Here is a 17261-nt window from a genome sequence, read left to right as displayed (position 1 = left end):
GGCGCCAGTCTGCCGCACCGATCCCCAGTGGCTACGGTTGGTCACGTGCGGATCGACACGGCCCACGGCCCGGCGCAGGTCACCCTGGACGAGGTGGACGACCCTTCGTTCCTGCTGGTGCTGACGCACGGGTCGAACGGGGGAGTGGAGGCGCCCGATCTGCTGGCCGTCCGGGACGTCGCGCTCGCCCTCGGCGGCGCCGTCGCGCGCGTGATGCAGCCGTTCAGGCTGGCGGGCCGCCGCGCGCCCGGGCCCGCGGTGAAGCAGGACGAGGCCTGGCTGGAGGTCATCAAGCTGCTGCGGGACCGCCACGGCGCCGTGCCGCTCGTCCAGGGCGGGCGCAGCAACGGGGCACGGGTGGCGTGCCGGACCGCCCGGGCCGCGGACGCCGCCGGGGTCGTCGCGCTGGCCTTCCCGCTGCACCCGCCGCGCAACCCGGAGCGGTCGCGAGCGGACGAGCTGCGCTCGGCGGGGGTCGAGGTCGTCGTCGTGAACGGCGACCGCGACCCGTTCGGCGTCCCCGATCCGGCGGACGCCGCGGAGGTCGTCGTGCTGGCCGGCGAGCGGCACGACCTCACGAAGGATCCGGCCGCGGTGGGCGCCGCCGTGGAGCCGTGGCTGCGCCGCTGGAGCGGCACGCGCTGACCGGCAGCAAAAGACGCCCGCTCGGAGCGGGCGCCGCTGTGGTGCTGTGGGTCTTGGCGATGGAGGGTCTTGGAGATGGAGGGGTCGTGCGGTTGGAGGTTCGTGCTCCTCTGGGCCGCGGGTCGGCCCAGAGGCTCGGGCAGGTGAGCTTGCCCCCGAGGATGATCACCCGTTTGGACTAGTCCCCCGTGTGGGACAGGTCAGGCGGCGGACGGAGCGATCAGGTCCGTCGGCCGGTGCGGTGCGATGACTTCCCCGTCGGGCAGCAGCTCACCGGTGTCCTCGAAGAGCACGACGCCGTTGCACAGCAGGCTCCACCCCTGCTCGGGGTGGTGCACGATCGTGCGGGCGGCGTCGCGGTTCGGTCCGTCAGGCGAGGGACATGGTGGCTGGTGCGGGCACATCGGCGTGCCTCCGGTCTTCAGCTTCGGTGCGGTTTGCATGTCGTCCTTATGACGTCCTCCAGTGTGATGCGGTTCGCATTGTCGCGGCCATAGCCCGTTGGGACGGTTGTGCTTTGGTACTGGGGTACCGGATGGCTGTGACCCGCCTCACCCTGAGGTGCCACTCATTATGTTCCCCTTGATCGATTACGGGTGAAGAACGACACGCCGTCCGCTGGACAAACGGTTCACCCTGATTCGCGGCCCGGCCTCGCGTCGTCCCGGCGTCGGCCCGCGAGCGGCTGGGGCGCGAGGTGGAGTTCCCGCCGGACCGGACCTGTTGTGGCCAGATGCACGGGCCACCGGCTGCTCGCTCCCTGATCCTCGTGGAGGGTGAGCGCGTTAGGGGTTGATGGCGGCCAGGACCAGGTCGAGGCCGCCGTTGAACCGGGCGTCCCAGTCCACCGTCTCGCCGGCGCCGTCCGGTGTGCCGCGCGCCTCCAGTGCCGCGTGGCCGATGACGTACCCGAGCAGGGTGTGCGCGGCGACGGCGGCCGCCGCTTCGGGGATCGCGCCCAGCCGCAGCACCTCCTGGAGCGAGGCGGTCGTGGTGGCGAGGGCCGCCGGGTTGCGGCGAGTGACCAGCAGGGGCAGCACCCCGGCGTGATCGAGCAGCCGGGCCCGGTAGCCGCGGGCCCAGTCGCGCAGGGCCTCGCGCCAGCCCGCCGCACCCCGCGTCTCGGCCGGGGCGATGGCGACGTGGGCGACGAGTCCGTCCAGGAGCTGTTCCTTGCCGCGGGGGAGGTGGTGGTAGATCGCCATCGCCTCCACCTCCAGGGCGTCGCCGAGGCGCCGCATCGTGAGGCGGCCGAGCCCCTGGCCGTCCACGATCTGGAGTGCGGCCTCGATGATGCGCTCGATGCTGAGGGGCGCGCGGTTCTGGGCGTTGATCGCTGGCTGTCGGACCATGGCCCGACCTTACTGCGTAAAGGGCGCGAGTTGGGCGTCCTGCGCCACGACACGCCGGGGCCTGGGCGTACGCTTACCCGAAGCTGGATCTGGAAAGCCGGGATTCGAAGGAGCCACCCCATGCCGCTGGGCCGCCGTGTGAACAAGGAAGTCATGGAGATGTACGAGGCCGACCAGCGGCTCGCGGACACCTACAAGGACCGGCTGGCCGAGGCCGCCGAGGCGGAGAAGGCGCTGCGCGCCGCCGAGACCGAGGGGCGCGACGCCGAGCTGCACGAGCTCGCCATCGCCTTCGACAAGGCCCTGACCGAGGTGCTGCTGGCCGCCGAGGCCGCCGAGAGGGTGGCCGCCGGGACCAAGACCTATGTCCCGGAGTCGGCGGACGCCAAGACCAGGCGTGCCGCCGAGATCGCCCGCCGCAAGGCCAAGGCGCGCCCGGCCGTCACGCCGTTGACCGGCGAGGTGGACCGCCTGCGGACCGCGCGCGAGCAGCACCGGATGGCCTTCCGCGTCCGGCCCGCGACCATCGTCTGACGGCCGGCCGGGGTCGCGGCCTCGCGACACAGCATCCGCACCGAGTGGCACCGGCCGCCGAGTTCTGAGAATCTACCTTCTCGGGGATCGCCGGGGGGCTTTCCGCGTCGGCCGCCGGGGGTGGACCGTGCCGGCGTGGCAGGAGCGCCCGGCGTCAGGGCCGCACGAACGTCACGGTGCTCGTAACGCCGGGGGGAAGTCACGTGGAGCGCACGCCGCCTGATCGGCATCGCGTACTCGAGTCCTACCAGGACGGAGTGCAGGCGATCCGGTCGCTGGCGGCCGGGGTCGGCGACTGGAGCGTGCCGACCCCGTGCACGGAGTGGCTGGCCGCCGACCTGGCCGGTCACCTCCGCTGCGTCGCGGAGAACTTCCTGGAGTACCTCCAGGACTCGCCGGACAGCCGGCTGGCCAAGCTGTTCGCCCAGGACGCGGCCTCCGCGGTCCTGATCCGCCAGCAGGCCCGGCAGAACGCGACCGAGCTCGCGGTCCTGCCCCCCGAGCCCGGGCCGTCGCGCATCATGGCGTTCACGGTGTCGGCCGGCGCCTACGCCGACCTCATGCCGGACATGTGGGACCGCACCCATCTGATCTATCGCGGCACCAAGTACACCGTGGGCGACCACGCGGGCGCCGCCTGCGTGGAATGGCACCTGCACGCCTGGGATCTCGCCAGGGCGATCGGGACCGACTACCGGCCGCGCGACCCCGAGCTGCTCGTGTCGGCGTGGCACTGGGGCGTCCCGCACCTGCCGCTGGCCCCGGGGGACGCCTGGGAGGCGGTGCTGCGCTCATCGGGCCGGTCACCGGGCTGGCCGTTGGAGGAGACCCCGGTGTCCGGCCCCGCGACGCGCGGCGCGCCGGCCGCGCCCGGACGTCGCCGGGTGCGCGGCCGGCGCGCTTGACCGGATCACGCTGTCGTTCGAGTTCAGACCGTGCCTGGGATCAGACCCGTGCCCGGGATCAGACTCCGACCAGCTTCCGGCTGTGCGTGCGGATGTAGACCAGGTAAGTCAGCGCGAAGCACAGCGCGTAGAAGGCGATGAAGGCGATGTAGGCGCCGTCCCCGGTCTTGTAGGTGAGGAACGACTGCCGGAAGGCCACGTTGACCAGCACGCCGCCGAACGCGCCGACCGCTCCCGCGATCCCGATCAGGGCGGCCGCGAGCCTGCGGGACTCGACCTCGGCCGCGCCCGGGTCGCCGCCGTTGGCGACACCCAGCTCCGCCTTCGCCCGGAAGATCGCCGGGATCATCTTGTAGGTCGAGCCGTTCCCGAGCCCGCTGAACACGAACAGCAGGATGAAGCCGGTGAGGAACAGCGCCAGCGACTTCTGCTGCGAGGCGACCAGGACCACGGACGCGGCGGCCGCCATCGCGACGAAGTTCCAGAAGGTCACTCTCGCGCCGCCCAGCTTGTCGGCGAGCGCGCCGCCGAAGGGGCGGATCAGCGAACCGAGCAGCGGCCCGAGGAAGGTCAGGTAGGCGGCGTCGATCGGCGTCGGGAAGTCGTCCTTGAACTGCACCTGCAGCACCTGGCCGAACGCGAAGCCGAAGCCGATGAACGAGCCGAACGTGCCGATGTAGAGCACGGACATGATCCAGGTGTGCGGGTCCCTGCTCACGTCGCGCATCCCGCGCTTGTCGTTGCGGGCGTGTGACAGGTTGTCCATGAAGAGCGCCGAGCCGAGCGTGGCCAGCACGATGAGCGGGATGTAGATCCCGGCCACCAGGCCCGGGTGGTCCTTGCCCGCGGTGGCCAGCACGAGCAGGCCGACCAGCTGCACCGCGGCGACGCCGAGGTTGCCGCCGCCGGCGTTGATGCCGAGCGCCCAGCCCTTGAGGCGCTGCGGGTAGAAGGCGTTGATGTTGGCCATCGACGAGGCGAAGTTGCCGCCGCCGACGCCGGCGATCGCCGCGAGGATCAGCAGCGTGGAGTACGAGACGCCCGGCTCGATGAGGAACGCGGCCAGCACCGAGGGCACCAGCAGCAGCGCCGCGCTGAAGATCGTCCAGTTGCGCCCGCCGAACTTGGCGACGGCGAACGTGTAGGGGATCCGCAGCACCGCGCCGAACAGCGCCGGAACGGCGGTGAGCGTGAACTTCCCGGCCGGGTCGATGCCGTAGGCCGGACCCAGGAACAACACCAGCACGGACCACAGCGTCCACACTGAGAACCCGATGTGCTCGGAGAAGATCGAGAAGATCAGGTTGCGGCGGGCGACCTTGGCGCCGCCGTTGGCCCAGAACTCCGGCTCCTCGGGACGCCAGTCGTCGATCCAGTGACCCTTGAGCCGGGTCAGCGGCCGCCCGCGGCCTTGCTGTGTGACTTCGGTCGTGACGGTCATCGGGACTCCTCGTCGGTCGCTTTGCGTAGCCGACGCTAGAAGTCGCGAGTTTCGTCGATGTGTTTCGTTTAATGCAGCAGTGATAACTCTGCTGCACGGCGCCCGGCGCGTGATGTGAGGCCGCGCAGGGCCGGTCGTCCTGGTCAGCGCAGGTCACACGTGATCGACGAGCGCTTCGGCCCGGCGCGGGTCGGCGCTGCGGGCGCAGTGCGCCGAGCAGTACCAGCGCCGGTCGACCTCCACGCCATGGCCGAGGATCCGGCACTCACAGTGCTCGCAGATCGGCGCCATCCGGGTGATCGCGCACTCGAACGAGTCGAAGGTGTGCACCGCCCCCTGCGCGTGCACCTCGAAGCTCATCGCGTAGTCGTTGCCGCAGACCTCACAGGCTGCCATCGCCGGTCCCCCCCGTTTCTCCACCGGTCGTTTCCGTACGCGATCTACCCAGCCTGACGCGGGTTCTATCCTTCGCGGTCACCCAGGGCGACGAAGGAGGGCTCCCGGCCGTCCTCCAGGTAGACCGCCCGGCGCTCGGCGAGGCCGCGCAGGCTGGGCTCCATGCGGCGGGCGATGTGCGGCGGGGCGAGCTCGGGGATCTTCTCGACGGCCACCAGGACGTGGTCGGACAGCTCGTCGGCCGGCAGCCGGATCGCCGCGGCCTGCTCGGCCGTGACCACACCGGCGAAGACGAACACGTTCACCGCGTCCACGCCGCCGCGGGGGGATCCCCAGTCGACGCAGACCAGCCCGTCCAGGCGGGGCACGAAGCCGAGCTCCTCCCGGCACTCCCGCACGCAGGCGGTCAGGGGTGATTCGCCCTCCTCGATGACCCCGCCGGGCAGGAACCAGCCCTCCTTGTAGGTGGGCTTCACCAGCAGGACCCGCCCGAGGTCGTCGAGCAGGAGGGCCGCGGCGGCGCCGCGGGTGCGCGGCAGTGAGGCATAGTAAGCAAGGTCGGGCATAGTCCGAGGTTAGGCGTCCCGGCCGGGGCCGCGCGGGGCGCGACCGGACACCGGGACCACTTCCGTACGCGAGATCGGAGGGGTACCGCGAATCCGTTCGGGATGCGCCCGGGCGGCGACGAATGGGCCCTGGTGGCGGCCGACAACGCTCGACACGTGATCGCCCTGGACCACGGCTCCGTCCTACCAGTCTGACCTTGGAGAACGGAAGCGCGTGAGCGGCATTTAACATCAGGGTCACAAGCGGGACGCAACCGTGAAATGCCTCCCGAACACTCTCGGGACATGACCGAGACCCCGACGCACTGTCCCTACTGCGCCCTGCAGTGTGGCATGACCCTGGGTGGCAGCCCCGTCCGGGTCACACCCCGCGAGGACGTGCCCGCCAACCGAGGGGGCCTCTGCCAGAAGGGCTGGACGTCGGCGGAGATGCTGACGGTCCCGGACCGGCTGACCACCCCGCTGATGCGTGCGCGGCGCGGCGCGCCGCTGGAGCCGTGCAGCTGGGACGAGGCCCTCGACCGGATCGCCGCCGAGACCGGGCGGTTGCAGGCGGCGTACGGCAAGGACGCGATCGCGGTCTTCGGCGGGGGCGGCCTGACCAACGAGAAGGCCTACCAGCTCGGCAAGTTCGCCCGGATCGCGCTGGGCACCTCGCAGATCGACTACAACGGCCGGTTCTGCATGTCGTCGGCCGCCGCGGCGACCAACCGGGCGTTCGGCATGGACCGCGGCCTGCCGGGACCGATCACCGACCTCGGCCAGGCCGACACGATCCTCGTCGTGGGCGGCAACGTCGCCGAGACCATGCCGCCCTTCATGCGCCACCTGACCGAGATGCAGGACCGCGGCGGCGCGCTGATCGTGGTCGATCCGCGGCGTACCGCCACGGCACGCCAGGCCGGCCTGCACCTTCAGCCGACACCCGGCACCGACCTGGCCCTGGCCAACGGGCTCCTGCACCTGGCGCTCACCGAGGGACTGGTGGACGAGGAGTACATCGCGGCCAGGACCAACGGGTTCGAGGCCGTGCGGACGGTGGTGAACGGCTACTGGCCCGACCGGGTGGAACGCATCACCGGAGTGCCGGTGCCGTACATGCGTGAGACGGTGCGCCTGCTGGCCCGGGGCGGGAGGTCCCTGATCCTCACCGCTCGCGGCGCCGAGCAGCACGCCCGCGGCACCGACATGGTGACCGCGTTCATCAACCTGGCACTGGCGCTCGGCCTGCCTGGCCGGGAGGGCTCCGGCTACGGGTGCCTCACCGGGCAGGGCAACGGCCAGGGCGGCCGTGAGCACGGCCAGAAGGCCGACCAGCTGCCCGGGTACCGCAAGATCGACGATCCGGCGGCGCGCGAGCACGTCGCGGGTGTCTGGGGCGTGGACCCGGAGACCCTGCCGGGTCCCGGGCGTTCGGCCTACGAACTGCTGTCGGCGCTGGGCACCGACGGCGGGCCGAAGGCGATGTTGCTCTTCGGCTCCAACCCGGTGGTGTCCGCACCCCGCGCCACCGCCGTGGAGGAGCGTCTCGACTCCCTGGACCTGCTGGTCGCGGCCGACTTCGTGCTCTCGGAGACCGCCCAGCGGGCCGACATCGTGCTGCCCACCGCGCAGTGGGCCGAGGAGTCCGGCACGATGACCAATCTGGAAGGGCGGGTGCTCCGCCGCCGCCAGGCCGTGCGGCCGCCGGACGGGGTCCGGTCCGATCTGGAGATCATCGCCGCGCTCGCCGACCGGCTGGACGCGCCGGGCAAGTGGAGCTGCGAGCCCGCCGAGGTGTTCGACGAGCTGCGCGCGGCGAGCGCGGGCGGGCTGGCCGACTACTCCGGCATCACCTACGAGCGCATCGAGGCGGAGGGCGGGGTCTTCTGGCCGTGCCCCAGCGAAGATCATCCCGGGACGCCGCGGCCGTTCCTCGACCGGTTCGCCACACCGGACGGGCGGGCCCGCTTCACGGCCGTCGAGCACACCGGCGCCGCCGAGGACGTCGACCAGGACTACCCGGTCTACCTGACCACCGGCCGCGTCCTCGCCCAGTACCAGAGCGGGGCGCAGACCCGCAGGGTGCGCGCGCTGGTCGAGGCGGCGCCGGAGGCGTTCGTGGAGATGCATCCCGACCTGGCGGAACGACTGGGCATCCAGGAGGGCGCCGACGTGCGGGTGGCGAGCCGGCGCGGCACGGCGACCGTCCGGGCGCGGCTCACCGACGCGATCAGGTCCGACACGGTCTTCATCCCCTTCCACTGGGCGGGGAAAGGGCGGGCGAACCTGCTCACCAACCCCGCACTCGACCCCATGTCGCGCATGCCGGAGTTCAAGGTCTGCGCCGTACGCCTCGAACCAGCGACACCGAACGGAGCGAAGCTGTGAGCATCGTCGTCATCGGCAACGGGATGGCCGGATCGCGGTTCGTCACCGAACTGCGCGACCGGGACCGCGAGACGCCCCTGACGGTGTTCGGCGCGGAGCGGCAGCAGCCCTACAACCGGGTGTTGTTGTCGAACGTCCTCGCCGGGATCGCGGGGCCGGACCAGATCGGCCTGGTGGACCCCGCCTGGTACGAGCGCAACAACGTCGACGCGCGGCTCGGCGTCGAGGTCGTCCGCATCGACCGCGAGGCCAAGACCGTGCACGCGTCCGACGGCAGCGTCACCCCGTACGAGACCCTCGTGATCGCGACCGGCAGCACCTCGTTCGTGCCGCCGATCCCCGGCACCGAGGGCGGGCTCCCGCCCGGCGCGGTCGCCTTCCGGACCCTGGACGACTGCAGCGCGATCCTCGACGTCGCCTCGACCGCCCGGACCGCGGTGGTCGTCGGCGGCGGGCTGCTGGGCATCGAGGCCGCGCGCGGGCTCGCCGGACGCGGGCTGGAGGTGACGGTCGTGCATCTGGCCGGCCACCTCATGGAACGCCAGCTCGACCCCGGGGCCGGGAAGGTGCTGGCGCGGACCCTCCGCCGCCTGGGGATCCGCGCGCTCCTGGAGGCCAACGTGACCGGGCTGCGCGCCGGCGCCGACGGCGCGCGGGTCACCGGGGTCGAGCTGGCCTCCGGCGACGTGGTGGCCGGTGACCTGGTGGTCATGGCGTGCGGGGTGAAGCCGGAGGTCGGGCTGGCCCGCGCCGCCGGGCTGGAGATCGACCGCGGCGTCGTGGTGGACGAGACGCTGACCTCGGTCACCGATCCGGCCGTCCGGGCGATCGGGGAATGCTCGCAGTACGGCGACGTGGTCTACGGCCTGGTCGCCCCGGCGTGGGAGCAGGCGACGGTGCTGGCGGACGTGCTCACCGGGGCGGACACCGATGCGCGGTTCACCGGCGCGCGGCAGATCACCCGCCTCAAGGCCGCCAGCGTGGAACTGGCGGCGATGGGGGAGACCCACCACGGCGACGACGACCCCGACGTCGAGGTCATGCAGTTCGCCGACGCCAGCCGCGGCACCTACAAGAAGGTCGTCATCAAGGACGACCGGGTCATCGGGGCGATCCTGCTCGGCGAGACGAGCACCGCCGGCACGCTCACCCAGCTCTACGACCGGGCGGCGCCGCTGCCCGCCGACCGGCTCAGCCTGTTCTTCCCCGGGATGGGCGGCGTCCAGACCGCCGATTCACCGGTGCGCATGCCGGACGCCGCGACGGTCTGCCACTGCAACAACGTTTCGAAGGGGCAAATACGCGCGTGCTGGGAGAAAGGGGCACGTTCGGCGGCGGAAGTCGCCGCTGAGACGCGGGCGAGCACCGGCTGCGGCGGCTGCCGCGATGCCCTGGAGGGCATAGTGGCCTGGCTCGATGAGCAGGAGTCGGCGCCCGTCGGGTGAACCCCGGGACCTGTTTCCCGCCACCGAACCCCGCCGCGAGAACGGCGGGGTTTTGTGCTGTGCGAAAGAACTCCCCTGATTTCCGGATCGGTGATTGCGGGATGACCACGATTCGATTTCAACGTGAGCGTCTTTTAACACGCCGGTGACAAAGGGGACGCAGTCGCGAAACGGCCCCTGCTGAGGATCGGCGCATGGGTGATGGAGGAGGCGGACGGATGAGGTTGGTCGTCGTCGGGCACGGTCCGACCGGGCACCGGCTGGTGGAGGCCCTGCGCGAGCGGGACACCGCGGGCGTCTGGCGGATCACGGTCGTCGGTGAGGAGATCCGGCCCGCCTACGACCGGGTGGCGCTGACCTCCTACCTGACCGAGGACGCGGAGCTGGCCTACCCGGCGCACGACGCGGACGTGGAGATGATCACCGGCGACCCGGTCGTCGGCATCGACCGGGACGCGCGGACGATCCGGACCGAGCACGGCCGGGAGATCGGCTACGACGCGCTGGTGCTGGCCACGGGCTCGGCCCCGTTCGTGCCGCCGGTGGAGGGCAGGGATCTGCCGGGCGTCTTCGTCTACCGAACGATCGACGATCTCGAGGCGCTCCGCGAACACTGCGCGAACCTTACAACGTCAAGACCCGGGGCCGGTGGCGTCGTCGTGGGCGGCGGGCTGCTCGGCCTCGAAGCCGCCCGCGCGCTCCAGGGTCTCGGCGTCGACACCCACGTGGTCGAGGTCGCGCCCTGGCTGATGCCGCGGCAGCTCGACGAGGGCGGCGGCGCGATGTTGCGCCGGCACATCGAGGGCCTGGACATGAAGGTGCACGCGGGCACGCCCATGGCGGGCCTGGAGGCCGGCGAGACCGGCGCCGTCGCGCGGGTGGCGCTCGCCGACGGCTCGGCCATCGACGCCGGGGTCGTGGTGTTCTCGGCCGGCATCCGGCCGCGCGACGAGCTGGCCCGCGAGTGCGGGCTGCCGGTGGGCGAACGCGGCGGGATCGTGGTCGACGAGACCTGCCGGACCGCCGACCCGGCCGTCTACGCGGTGGGGGAGTGCGCCCTGGTCGGTGGCCAGGTGTACGGGCTGGTCGCCCCTTGTTTCAGCATGGCGGAGGTGGTCGCGGACCAGCTCCTGGCAGCCGCCGCGGGCGACCAGAGCCCCGCGTGCTTCACCGGAGCGGACCTGTCGACGAAGCTGAAGCTGATGGGCGTGGACGTCGCCAGCTTCGGCGACCCGTTCGCCGGGCCCGAGCAGGGTGCGCTGGACGTCACCTACACCGACCCGGTGGCGGGGGTCTACAAGAAGCTGATCGTCAGCGATGACGCGCGGACGTTGCTCGGCGGCGTCCTGGTCGGCGACGCGGAGTCCTACCCGACGCTCCGTGCGTTCATCGGCGCGGAGCTTCCCGGCACCCCCGAGCAGGCCCTTTTCGGCGGCACCGAGGCGGCAGGCGGCGAACTGCCCGGCGCCACCGTCATCTGCAGCTGCAACAACGTCAACGCCGACCACATCCGCTGCGCCATCCGGGACGAGGGCCTCACCGACGTCGGCGGGGTGAAGGGCTGCACCCGGGCCGGGACGAGCTGCGGCAGCTGCGTGCCGCTGGTGAAGAAGATCCTGGACGCCGAGCTCACGGCGGCCGGCATCGAGGTCAGCCGGGCGCTGTGCGAGCACTTCGACTACAGCCGCGCCGAGCTCTTCGACATCGTGCGGGTCCGCGGGATCACCACGTTCACCCAGCTCATCAGCCAGCACGGCAAGGGCGGGCGCGGCTGCGACATCTGCAAGCCGGTGGTGGCCTCGATCCTGGCGAGCCTCGGCAACGGCCACATCCTCGAGGGCGAGCAGGCCGCGCTGCAGGACACCAACGACCACTTCCTCGCCAACATGCAGAAGAACGGCACCTACTCGGTGGTGCCCCGCATCCCGGGTGGGGAGATCACGCCGGACAAGCTGATCGTCATCGGCGAGGTCGCCCGCGACTTCGGCCTCTACACCAAGATCACAGGCGGTCAGCGGATCGACCTGTTCGGCGCCCGCGTCGAGCAGCTGCCGAGGATCTGGAAGCGGCTGGTGGACGCCGGGTTCGAGTCGGGCCACGCCTACGGCAAGGCCCTGCGCACGGTGAAGTCGTGCGTGGGCTCGACCTGGTGCCGGTACGGGGTCCAGGACTCGGTGGCGATGGCGATCCTGCTGGAGCTGCGCTACCGCGGCCTGCGCGCCCCGCACAAGCTCAAGTCCGCCGTCTCGGGTTGCGCACGCGAATGCGCCGAAGCGCAGAGCAAGGACTTCGGAATCATCGCCACCGAGAAGGGCTGGAACCTCTACGTGGCGGGGAACGGCGGTATGCGCCCCCGGCACGCCGACCTGTTCGCCACCGACCTCGACGACGAGACCCTCGTCCGCTACATCGACCGGTTCCTGATGTTCTACATCCGCACCGCCGACCGGCTGCAGCGCACGGCGAGCTGGCTGGAGAGCCTGGAGGGGGGCCTCGACTACCTCCGCGAGGTGATCATCGAGGACCGGCTGGGCATCTGCGCCGAGCTGGACGCGGCGATGGACCGGCACGTCGGCTCCTACGCCGACGAGTGGCGCGACGCGATCGAGGACCCCGACAAGCTGAGCCGCTTCGTCTCGTTCGTCAACGCCCCCGACACCCCCGACCCGAGCATCGTCTTCGAGCAGGAACGCGATCAGATCAAGCCGGTCCTGGTGACCGGTCCACGCCTGGAGGTGGCCGCCCGATGACCACGACACCCGACATGACGATCACCCGAGACGCCGCCGCGCTCACCACCGCCGTGCCCACCGCCGCGGGCCGCTGGGTGGACGTCTGCTCCTACCCCGACCTGATCCCCGAACGCGGCGTCTGCGCCATGGTCGGCGGGCTGCAGGTGGCGGTCTTCCGGACCTTCGAGGGTGAGCTGTTCGCGGTGTCGAACTTCGATCCGTTCAGCAACGCGTACGTGATCTCCCGCGGCATCCTCGGCAGCCGCGCCGGCGCGCCGACCGTCGCCTCGCCCATGTTCAAGGACGTCTTCGATCTGCGGACCGGCGTCTGCCTGGCCGACCCGGAGGTGGCGCTGCCCACCTTCCCGATCCGCCGGAATCCGGTGGGCGACCGTGTGGAGGTGGCGCTGCCCGATGAGTACCGAGGATCTGATGAGCACCGGGAATGAACCGCTCGCCGGCTTCGCGGTCGGCGTGACCGCCGACCGCCGTCACGAGGAGCTGGCGGCGCTGCTGGAGCGGCGCGGGGCCCGGGTCGTGCACGCGCCGGCGATCCGCCTCATCCCGCTGTCGGACGACGCCGACCTGCTGCACGCCACCGGCGTCTGCATCGAACGGCCCCTCGACCACGTGGTCGTCACGACCGGCATCGGTTTCCGGGCCTGGCTGGAGACGGCCGACGGCTGGGGGCTGCGTGACGCCCTCATCGAGCGGCTGTCCCAGGTGGACATGCTGGCGCGCGGCCCCAAGGCGCGCGGTGCGATCCGTTCGGCCGGCCTGCAGGAGGTGTGGTCGCCGGAGTCGGAGAGCTGCGCCGAGGTGCTCAAGCACCTGCTGGAGAAGGACCTGACCGGCACCCGGATCGCCGTGCAGCTGTACGGGGAGCAGCTTCCCGAGTTCACCGGCGCGTTGCGGGCGGCCGGGGCCGAGGTGATCGAGATCCCGGTGTACCGGTGGTCGCGCACCGAGGACTCCACGCCGCTGCGGCGGCTGGTCGGGCAGGCGGTGGCGGGGACGGTGGACGCCATCACCTTCACCAGCTCACCGGCGGTCGCGGCGACGCTCGCGGTCGCCGCCGAGGACGGGCTGGAGGAGGCACTGCTGGAGGCGTTGCGCACGCACGTCGTGGCGGCCTGCGTCGGGCCGGTCACGGCACAGCGGCTGACGGAGAAGGGCGTTCCGACCGTCCAGCCCGAACGGGCCCGGATCGGGGCGCTGGTGCGCGCGCTGGTCTCCGACCTGCCGCAACGGCGGGCACGGCGGATCGAGGTGCGCGGTTTCTCGCTGGAGCTGCGCGGGCACGCGGTGGTGCTCGACGGCCAGCTGAAGCCGATCGCGCCCGCCCCGATGGCGATCCTGCGCGCGCTGGCGCGGCGCCCCGGGCACGTGGTGTCGCGGGCCGAGCTGTGCGGGGTGCTGCCCAGCCGCCTCATGGTCGGCGGGGCGCCGTGGGGACGGGAAGGGCGGCCCCAGGCCGACGAGCACGCGGTGGAGATGGCGGTGGCGCGGCTCCGGCGCGGGCTGGGCCGGTCCGGGATCGTCGAGACCGTCGTGAAGCGCGGCTACCGCCTCGCCTGCGACCCGCGTCTGATCGACCCTGTTCGTGCGGAGATGAGTGGGTGAGCCGATGGACGAATATCCGACCTTGCTGGCCGTGGCGCACGGGACCAGGGATCCGGCAGGCGCCGCGACGGTACGCGCGCTGCTCGACCGGGTGCGGGCCCTGCGCCCGTGGCTGCGGGTGGCGGAGGCGTACGCGGAGATCGCCGCGCCGTCGCTGGAGGACGCGCTGCGCGGCATCGACGGGCCGGTGGTCGCGGTGCCGCTGCTGCTGGCCCGCGGGTACCACGCGCTGATCGACATCCCGGGGCGGGCTGAGCGGCTGCACCCCGGCCTCGTGACCTCCCGCCCGCTCGGGCCGGACGGCATGCTCGCGGACGCGATGATCGACCGGATGACGGCCGCCCTGGCCGGCGGGGAGCCGCCGCGGCGTACCGACGCGGTGGTGCTGGGCGCGGCCGGATCGTCCGACCCGGCGGGCGTCGCCGACGTGCGGGCCGCCGCGCGGATCCTCGCGCGGCGGCTCCGCCGGCCCGTGCCGTACGGCTTCGTCGCCGCCGACGGCCCGGTGCTGGCCGAGATGGTGGAGGAGCGGCGCCGCGAGGGAGCGGACCGCGTCCTGGCGGCCTCGTACCTGCTCGCGCCCGGGCTGTTCCACCACCGGATCGAAGCGGCGGGCGCGGATGTCGCGAGCTTGCCGATCGGGGCCCACGACGCGGTGGCGCAGCTGGTGCTGGACCGGTTCGACGAGGCCCGCCTGCGGCTCGGTGACGCGGTGCCCGTGGCCTAGGCGGCGCCCTACGCGGTCTCGGCGGGCGGGGTCTCCGCGGGTGCGTAGATCGAGTGCAGGACGCCGGTCTGGAACACCTTGTTGCCGACCAGGCGCAGCGGATACGTGGGCGTGTCCTCGAAGAGCCGCTGGCCGTGGCCCACGGCGATCGGATGGACCAGCAGGTTCAGCTCGTCGAGGAGCCCGTTGGCGAGCAGCCAGCGGACGAGGGTGGCGCTGCCGGACATGGCGATGTCGCCCTCGCTCTGCTCCTTGAGCTCGCGGAGCTTGGCGGCGACGTCGCCCGAGATGATCGTGGTGTTGTTCCAGGTGGCCTTGTCGAGCGAGTTGGACACCACGTACTTCGGCTGGTTGTTGATGAACGTGGCGAACGGCTCGTCATCGCTCTGCTCCGGCCAGTAGGCCGCCCATTCGTCATAGAGCTTGCGGCCCATCAGGAACGCCGTGGTGGTCTCCATGCCCGCGCCGACCGCGGCACCCATCTCGTCGTTGAAGTAGGGGAAGTGCCACTGGTCGGGCGACTCGACCACGCCGTCCAGCGAGATGAAGAAGTTAGAAACGATCTTGCCCATGAGGTGCCGCCCCAGCCTAGGTATGAGTGTCTGATACTCCGGGATTCTCCTATGTTGGCATTACCAAGTACCTGCGGGGAGAATCATGAGGAACGGGGAACCCGCTGTCGCGGTGGACGGGCTGGTCAAACGATTCGGCGAGCTGGAAGCCGTGCGGGGCGTCGAGCTCCAGGTGGCGGCGGGAGAGATCTTCGGGTTCCTCGGGCCCAACGGCGCCGGCAAGTCGACCACCATCAACATGCTCTGCACCCTGCTGCGGCCCACCTCCGGCTCCGCGCGGGTGGCCGGGCACGATGTCGTCTCTGAACGCGACGACGTGCGGCGCAACATCGGGCTCGTCTTCCAGGACCCGACGCTGGACAACTACCTCACCGGCGAGCAGAACCTGCGCTTCCACGCCGAGCTGTACGGGGTGCCGCGAGCGCTGGTGCCGGAGCGGATGCGCCAGGTGCTGGAGATGGTCGGGTTGTGGGACCGGCGCGGCGACCGTGTGGAGATCTACTCCGGCGGCATGAAACGGCGGCTGGAGATCGCCCGTGGCCTGCTGCACTCACCCCGGGTGCTGTTCCTGGACGAGCCCACGGTCGGCCTCGATCCCCAGACGCGCTCCTCGATCTGGGACTACATCCGCCGGCTCAAGGACGCCGAGGAGATCACGATCTTCATGACGACCCACTACATGGACGAGGCGGAGTTCTGCGACCGCATCGCCATCATGGACCAGGGCACGATCGTGGCATTGGACACGCCCGAGGCGCTCAAGGCGGGGGTGGGCAAGGACCGGGTGCAGATCCACACCGACGACGACGGGGCGGCGATCGAGGCGTTGCGGGACCGCTTCGGCCTGGAGGCGAAGGTCGCCGAGGGTGCGGTGACGTTCGCGGTGCCCTCGGGGGAGGCCTTCGTGCCGCGGCTGTTCGCCGAGCTGGGGGTGCCGATCAGGTCGGTGAGCGTGTCGCGGCCGTCGCTGGACGATGTTTTCATGTCGTTCACCGGCAGCACGATCCGCGACGCCGAGGGGTCGGCCAACGACTGGATGCGGATGGCCGCCCGGGGGAGGAGATGACCATGGGGACTCCGGCTCCGGCGGAGGCGGGCAGCGTCGTCCGCGTCCAGGTGCCCGAACGCAGTGTCCGGCACGACCTGCGCGTGGTGAAGATCGTCCTGCACCGGGAGCTGATCCGGTTCTGGCACGACAAGATGCGCATCGTCTCCACCCTGGTCCAGCCGGTGCTCTGGCTCCTGGTGATGGGAACGGGGCTGTCCAACCTCATGGCCAGCGGCGGCCCGTCCGGCGAGATCGACCTCAAGACGTTCATCTTCCCGGGCGTCTGCGCGATGTCGGTGATGTTCACCGCGATGTTCTCGGCCGGGTCGATCGTGTGGGACCGCGAGTTCGGCTTTCTGCGCGAGATGCTGGTCGCGCCGGTCAGCCGGTCCGCGATCGTCGTCGGCAAGTGCGTCGGCGGCGCCACGGTGGCCACCCTGCAGGGCCTGCTGATCGTGATGCTGGCCGGGCTGGCGGGCGTGCCGTACGACCCGCTGCTGCTTCTGGAGATGATCGGGATCATGTTCCTGGGCGCCTTCGCGCTGACCGGGTTCGGCGTGATCATGGCCGCGCGGATCAAGACCATGCAGTCGTTCTTCGCCCTCATGCAGATGGCGATGATGCCGATGATGTTCCTGTCGGGTGCCCTCTACCCGCTGAGCGGCCTGCCCACCTGGCTGAGCGTGCTCACTCGGATCAACCCGCTGACGTACGCGGTCGACCCGCTGCGCCAGGTCGTCTTCGCCCACCTGGACGTGTCGGCGGAGCTGGAGAGGACCTTCAACCCCGGCGTGACCTGGAACGGCTGGGTCGTCCCCGTCTGGCTCGAACTCCTCATCATCGTCGCCCTCGGCCCCATCCTGACGGCCGTGGCCATCTGGGAGTTCCGCCGCGGCGACTGACGG

Annotated in this window: 17 protein-coding genes; 11 read left to right on the top strand and 6 right to left on the bottom strand. The window is 71.4% G+C overall.

Going from position 1 to position 17261, the window contains the following annotated elements; all coding sequences use genetic code 11:
* The first annotated feature begins 45 nt into the window (after positions 1–45).
* The gene (locus tag F8566_RS47890) at positions 46–645 is read left to right on the top strand and encodes an alpha/beta hydrolase family protein (RefSeq protein WP_151570866.1); all 600 of its coding nucleotides are present in this window, start codon (positions 46–48) and stop codon (positions 643–645) included.
* A 200-nt stretch (positions 646–845) separates the two neighbouring features.
* Here the strand turns inward: F8566_RS47890 and F8566_RS47885 are convergent, their stop codons facing one another.
* Both F8566_RS47885 and F8566_RS47880 read right to left on the bottom strand, forming a co-directional pair.
* A complete protein-coding gene (locus F8566_RS47885; protein ID WP_151570952.1) occupies positions 846–1049 on the bottom strand; it encodes a DUF5999 family protein in 204 nt (67 codons plus the stop codon).
* A gap of 381 nt (positions 1050–1430) precedes the next feature.
* Positions 1431–1997, bottom strand: coding sequence for a TetR/AcrR family transcriptional regulator (locus F8566_RS47880; protein ID WP_151570864.1), 567 nt, complete (start codon positions 1995–1997; stop codon positions 1431–1433).
* Positions 1998–2117: 120 nt separating this feature from the next.
* On the opposite strand from F8566_RS47880, the gene F8566_RS47875 reads away from it, so the two are divergent.
* A complete protein-coding gene (locus F8566_RS47875) occupies positions 2118–2531 on the top strand; it encodes a plectin (RefSeq protein ID WP_151570862.1) in 414 nt (137 codons plus the stop codon).
* Positions 2532–2734: 203 nt separating this feature from the next.
* Entirely contained in the window at positions 2735–3436 is a 702-nt protein-coding gene (locus F8566_RS47870; RefSeq protein ID WP_151570860.1) for a maleylpyruvate isomerase N-terminal domain-containing protein, read from the top strand.
* Positions 3437–3494: 58 nt separating this feature from the next.
* Here the strand turns inward: F8566_RS47870 and F8566_RS47865 are convergent, their stop codons facing one another.
* The 3 genes from F8566_RS47865 to F8566_RS47855 all read right to left on the bottom strand — a co-directional run bounded on the left by F8566_RS47865 (position 3495) and on the right by F8566_RS47855 (position 5839).
* On the bottom strand, positions 3495–4877 hold the full coding sequence (locus F8566_RS47865) for a nitrate/nitrite transporter (protein ID WP_151570858.1): 1383 nt from the start codon (positions 4875–4877) through the stop codon (positions 3495–3497).
* A 153-nt stretch (positions 4878–5030) separates the two neighbouring features.
* Positions 5031–5273: a hypothetical protein gene (locus F8566_RS47860; protein ID WP_151570856.1), complete on the bottom strand. Its 243-nt coding sequence runs from the start codon at positions 5271–5273 to the stop codon at positions 5031–5033.
* A 65-nt stretch (positions 5274–5338) separates the two neighbouring features.
* Positions 5339–5839, bottom strand: a complete 501-nt coding sequence (locus F8566_RS47855; RefSeq protein ID WP_151570854.1) for an NUDIX domain-containing protein — start codon at positions 5837–5839, stop codon at positions 5339–5341.
* Between the two features lie 285 nt (positions 5840–6124).
* Here F8566_RS47855 and F8566_RS47850 point away from each other — a divergent pair, with 285 nt between their 5' ends.
* From F8566_RS47850 to F8566_RS47825, 6 genes are all read left to right on the top strand, one after another.
* Positions 6125–8209 carry a molybdopterin oxidoreductase family protein gene (locus F8566_RS47850; RefSeq protein ID WP_225994197.1) on the top strand — a complete coding sequence of 695 codons (2085 nt, stop codon included), beginning with the start codon at positions 6125–6127 and terminating at the stop codon, positions 8207–8209.
* Entirely contained in the window at positions 8206–9654 is a 1449-nt protein-coding gene (locus tag F8566_RS47845; RefSeq protein WP_151570850.1) for an FAD-dependent oxidoreductase, read from the top strand. Before F8566_RS47850 ends, F8566_RS47845 begins: the two co-directional genes overlap by 4 nt.
* A gap of 218 nt (positions 9655–9872) precedes the next feature.
* On the top strand, positions 9873–12404 hold the full coding sequence (gene nirB, locus F8566_RS47840; protein WP_151570848.1) for a nitrite reductase large subunit NirB: 2532 nt from the start codon (positions 9873–9875) through the stop codon (positions 12402–12404).
* Positions 12401–12835: a nitrite reductase small subunit NirD gene (nirD, locus tag F8566_RS47835; protein ID WP_151570846.1), complete on the top strand. Its 435-nt coding sequence runs from the start codon at positions 12401–12403 to the stop codon at positions 12833–12835. Before nirB ends, nirD begins: the two co-directional genes overlap by 4 nt.
* Positions 12819–14009: a uroporphyrinogen-III synthase gene (locus tag F8566_RS47830; RefSeq protein WP_151570844.1), complete on the top strand. Its 1191-nt coding sequence runs from the start codon at positions 12819–12821 to the stop codon at positions 14007–14009. Before nirD ends, F8566_RS47830 begins: the two co-directional genes overlap by 17 nt.
* A 4-nt stretch (positions 14010–14013) precedes the next feature.
* Positions 14014–14736 (top strand): sirohydrochlorin chelatase, encoded by a 723-nt coding sequence (locus tag F8566_RS47825; RefSeq protein WP_225994196.1) that lies wholly within the window; start codon positions 14014–14016, stop codon positions 14734–14736.
* An 8-nt stretch (positions 14737–14744) separates the two neighbouring features.
* On the opposite strand, the gene F8566_RS47820 is transcribed toward F8566_RS47825, so the two are convergent.
* Positions 14745–15308 carry a dihydrofolate reductase family protein gene (locus F8566_RS47820; protein ID WP_151570840.1) on the bottom strand — a complete coding sequence of 188 codons (564 nt, stop codon included), beginning with the start codon at positions 15306–15308 and terminating at the stop codon, positions 14745–14747.
* An 85-nt stretch (positions 15309–15393) separates the two neighbouring features.
* Here F8566_RS47820 and F8566_RS47815 point away from each other — a divergent pair, with 85 nt between their 5' ends.
* Both F8566_RS47815 and F8566_RS47810 read left to right on the top strand, forming a co-directional pair.
* Positions 15394–16374, top strand: coding sequence for an ATP-binding cassette domain-containing protein (locus F8566_RS47815; protein ID WP_151570838.1), 981 nt, complete (start codon positions 15394–15396; stop codon positions 16372–16374).
* A gap of 2 nt (positions 16375–16376) precedes the next feature.
* The gene (locus tag F8566_RS47810; RefSeq protein WP_151570837.1) at positions 16377–17258 is read left to right on the top strand and encodes an ABC transporter permease; all 882 of its coding nucleotides are present in this window, start codon (positions 16377–16379) and stop codon (positions 17256–17258) included.
* Positions 17259–17261 lie beyond the last annotated feature (3 nt).

The sequence above is a fragment of the Actinomadura rudentiformis genome (genome assembly GCF_008923185.1).
Classification (GTDB): domain Bacteria; phylum Actinomycetota; class Actinomycetes; order Streptosporangiales; family Streptosporangiaceae; genus Spirillospora; species Spirillospora rudentiformis.
Note: the sequence above shows the minus strand (reverse complement) of the source record. Positions and strands in the feature narration are given on the sequence as shown.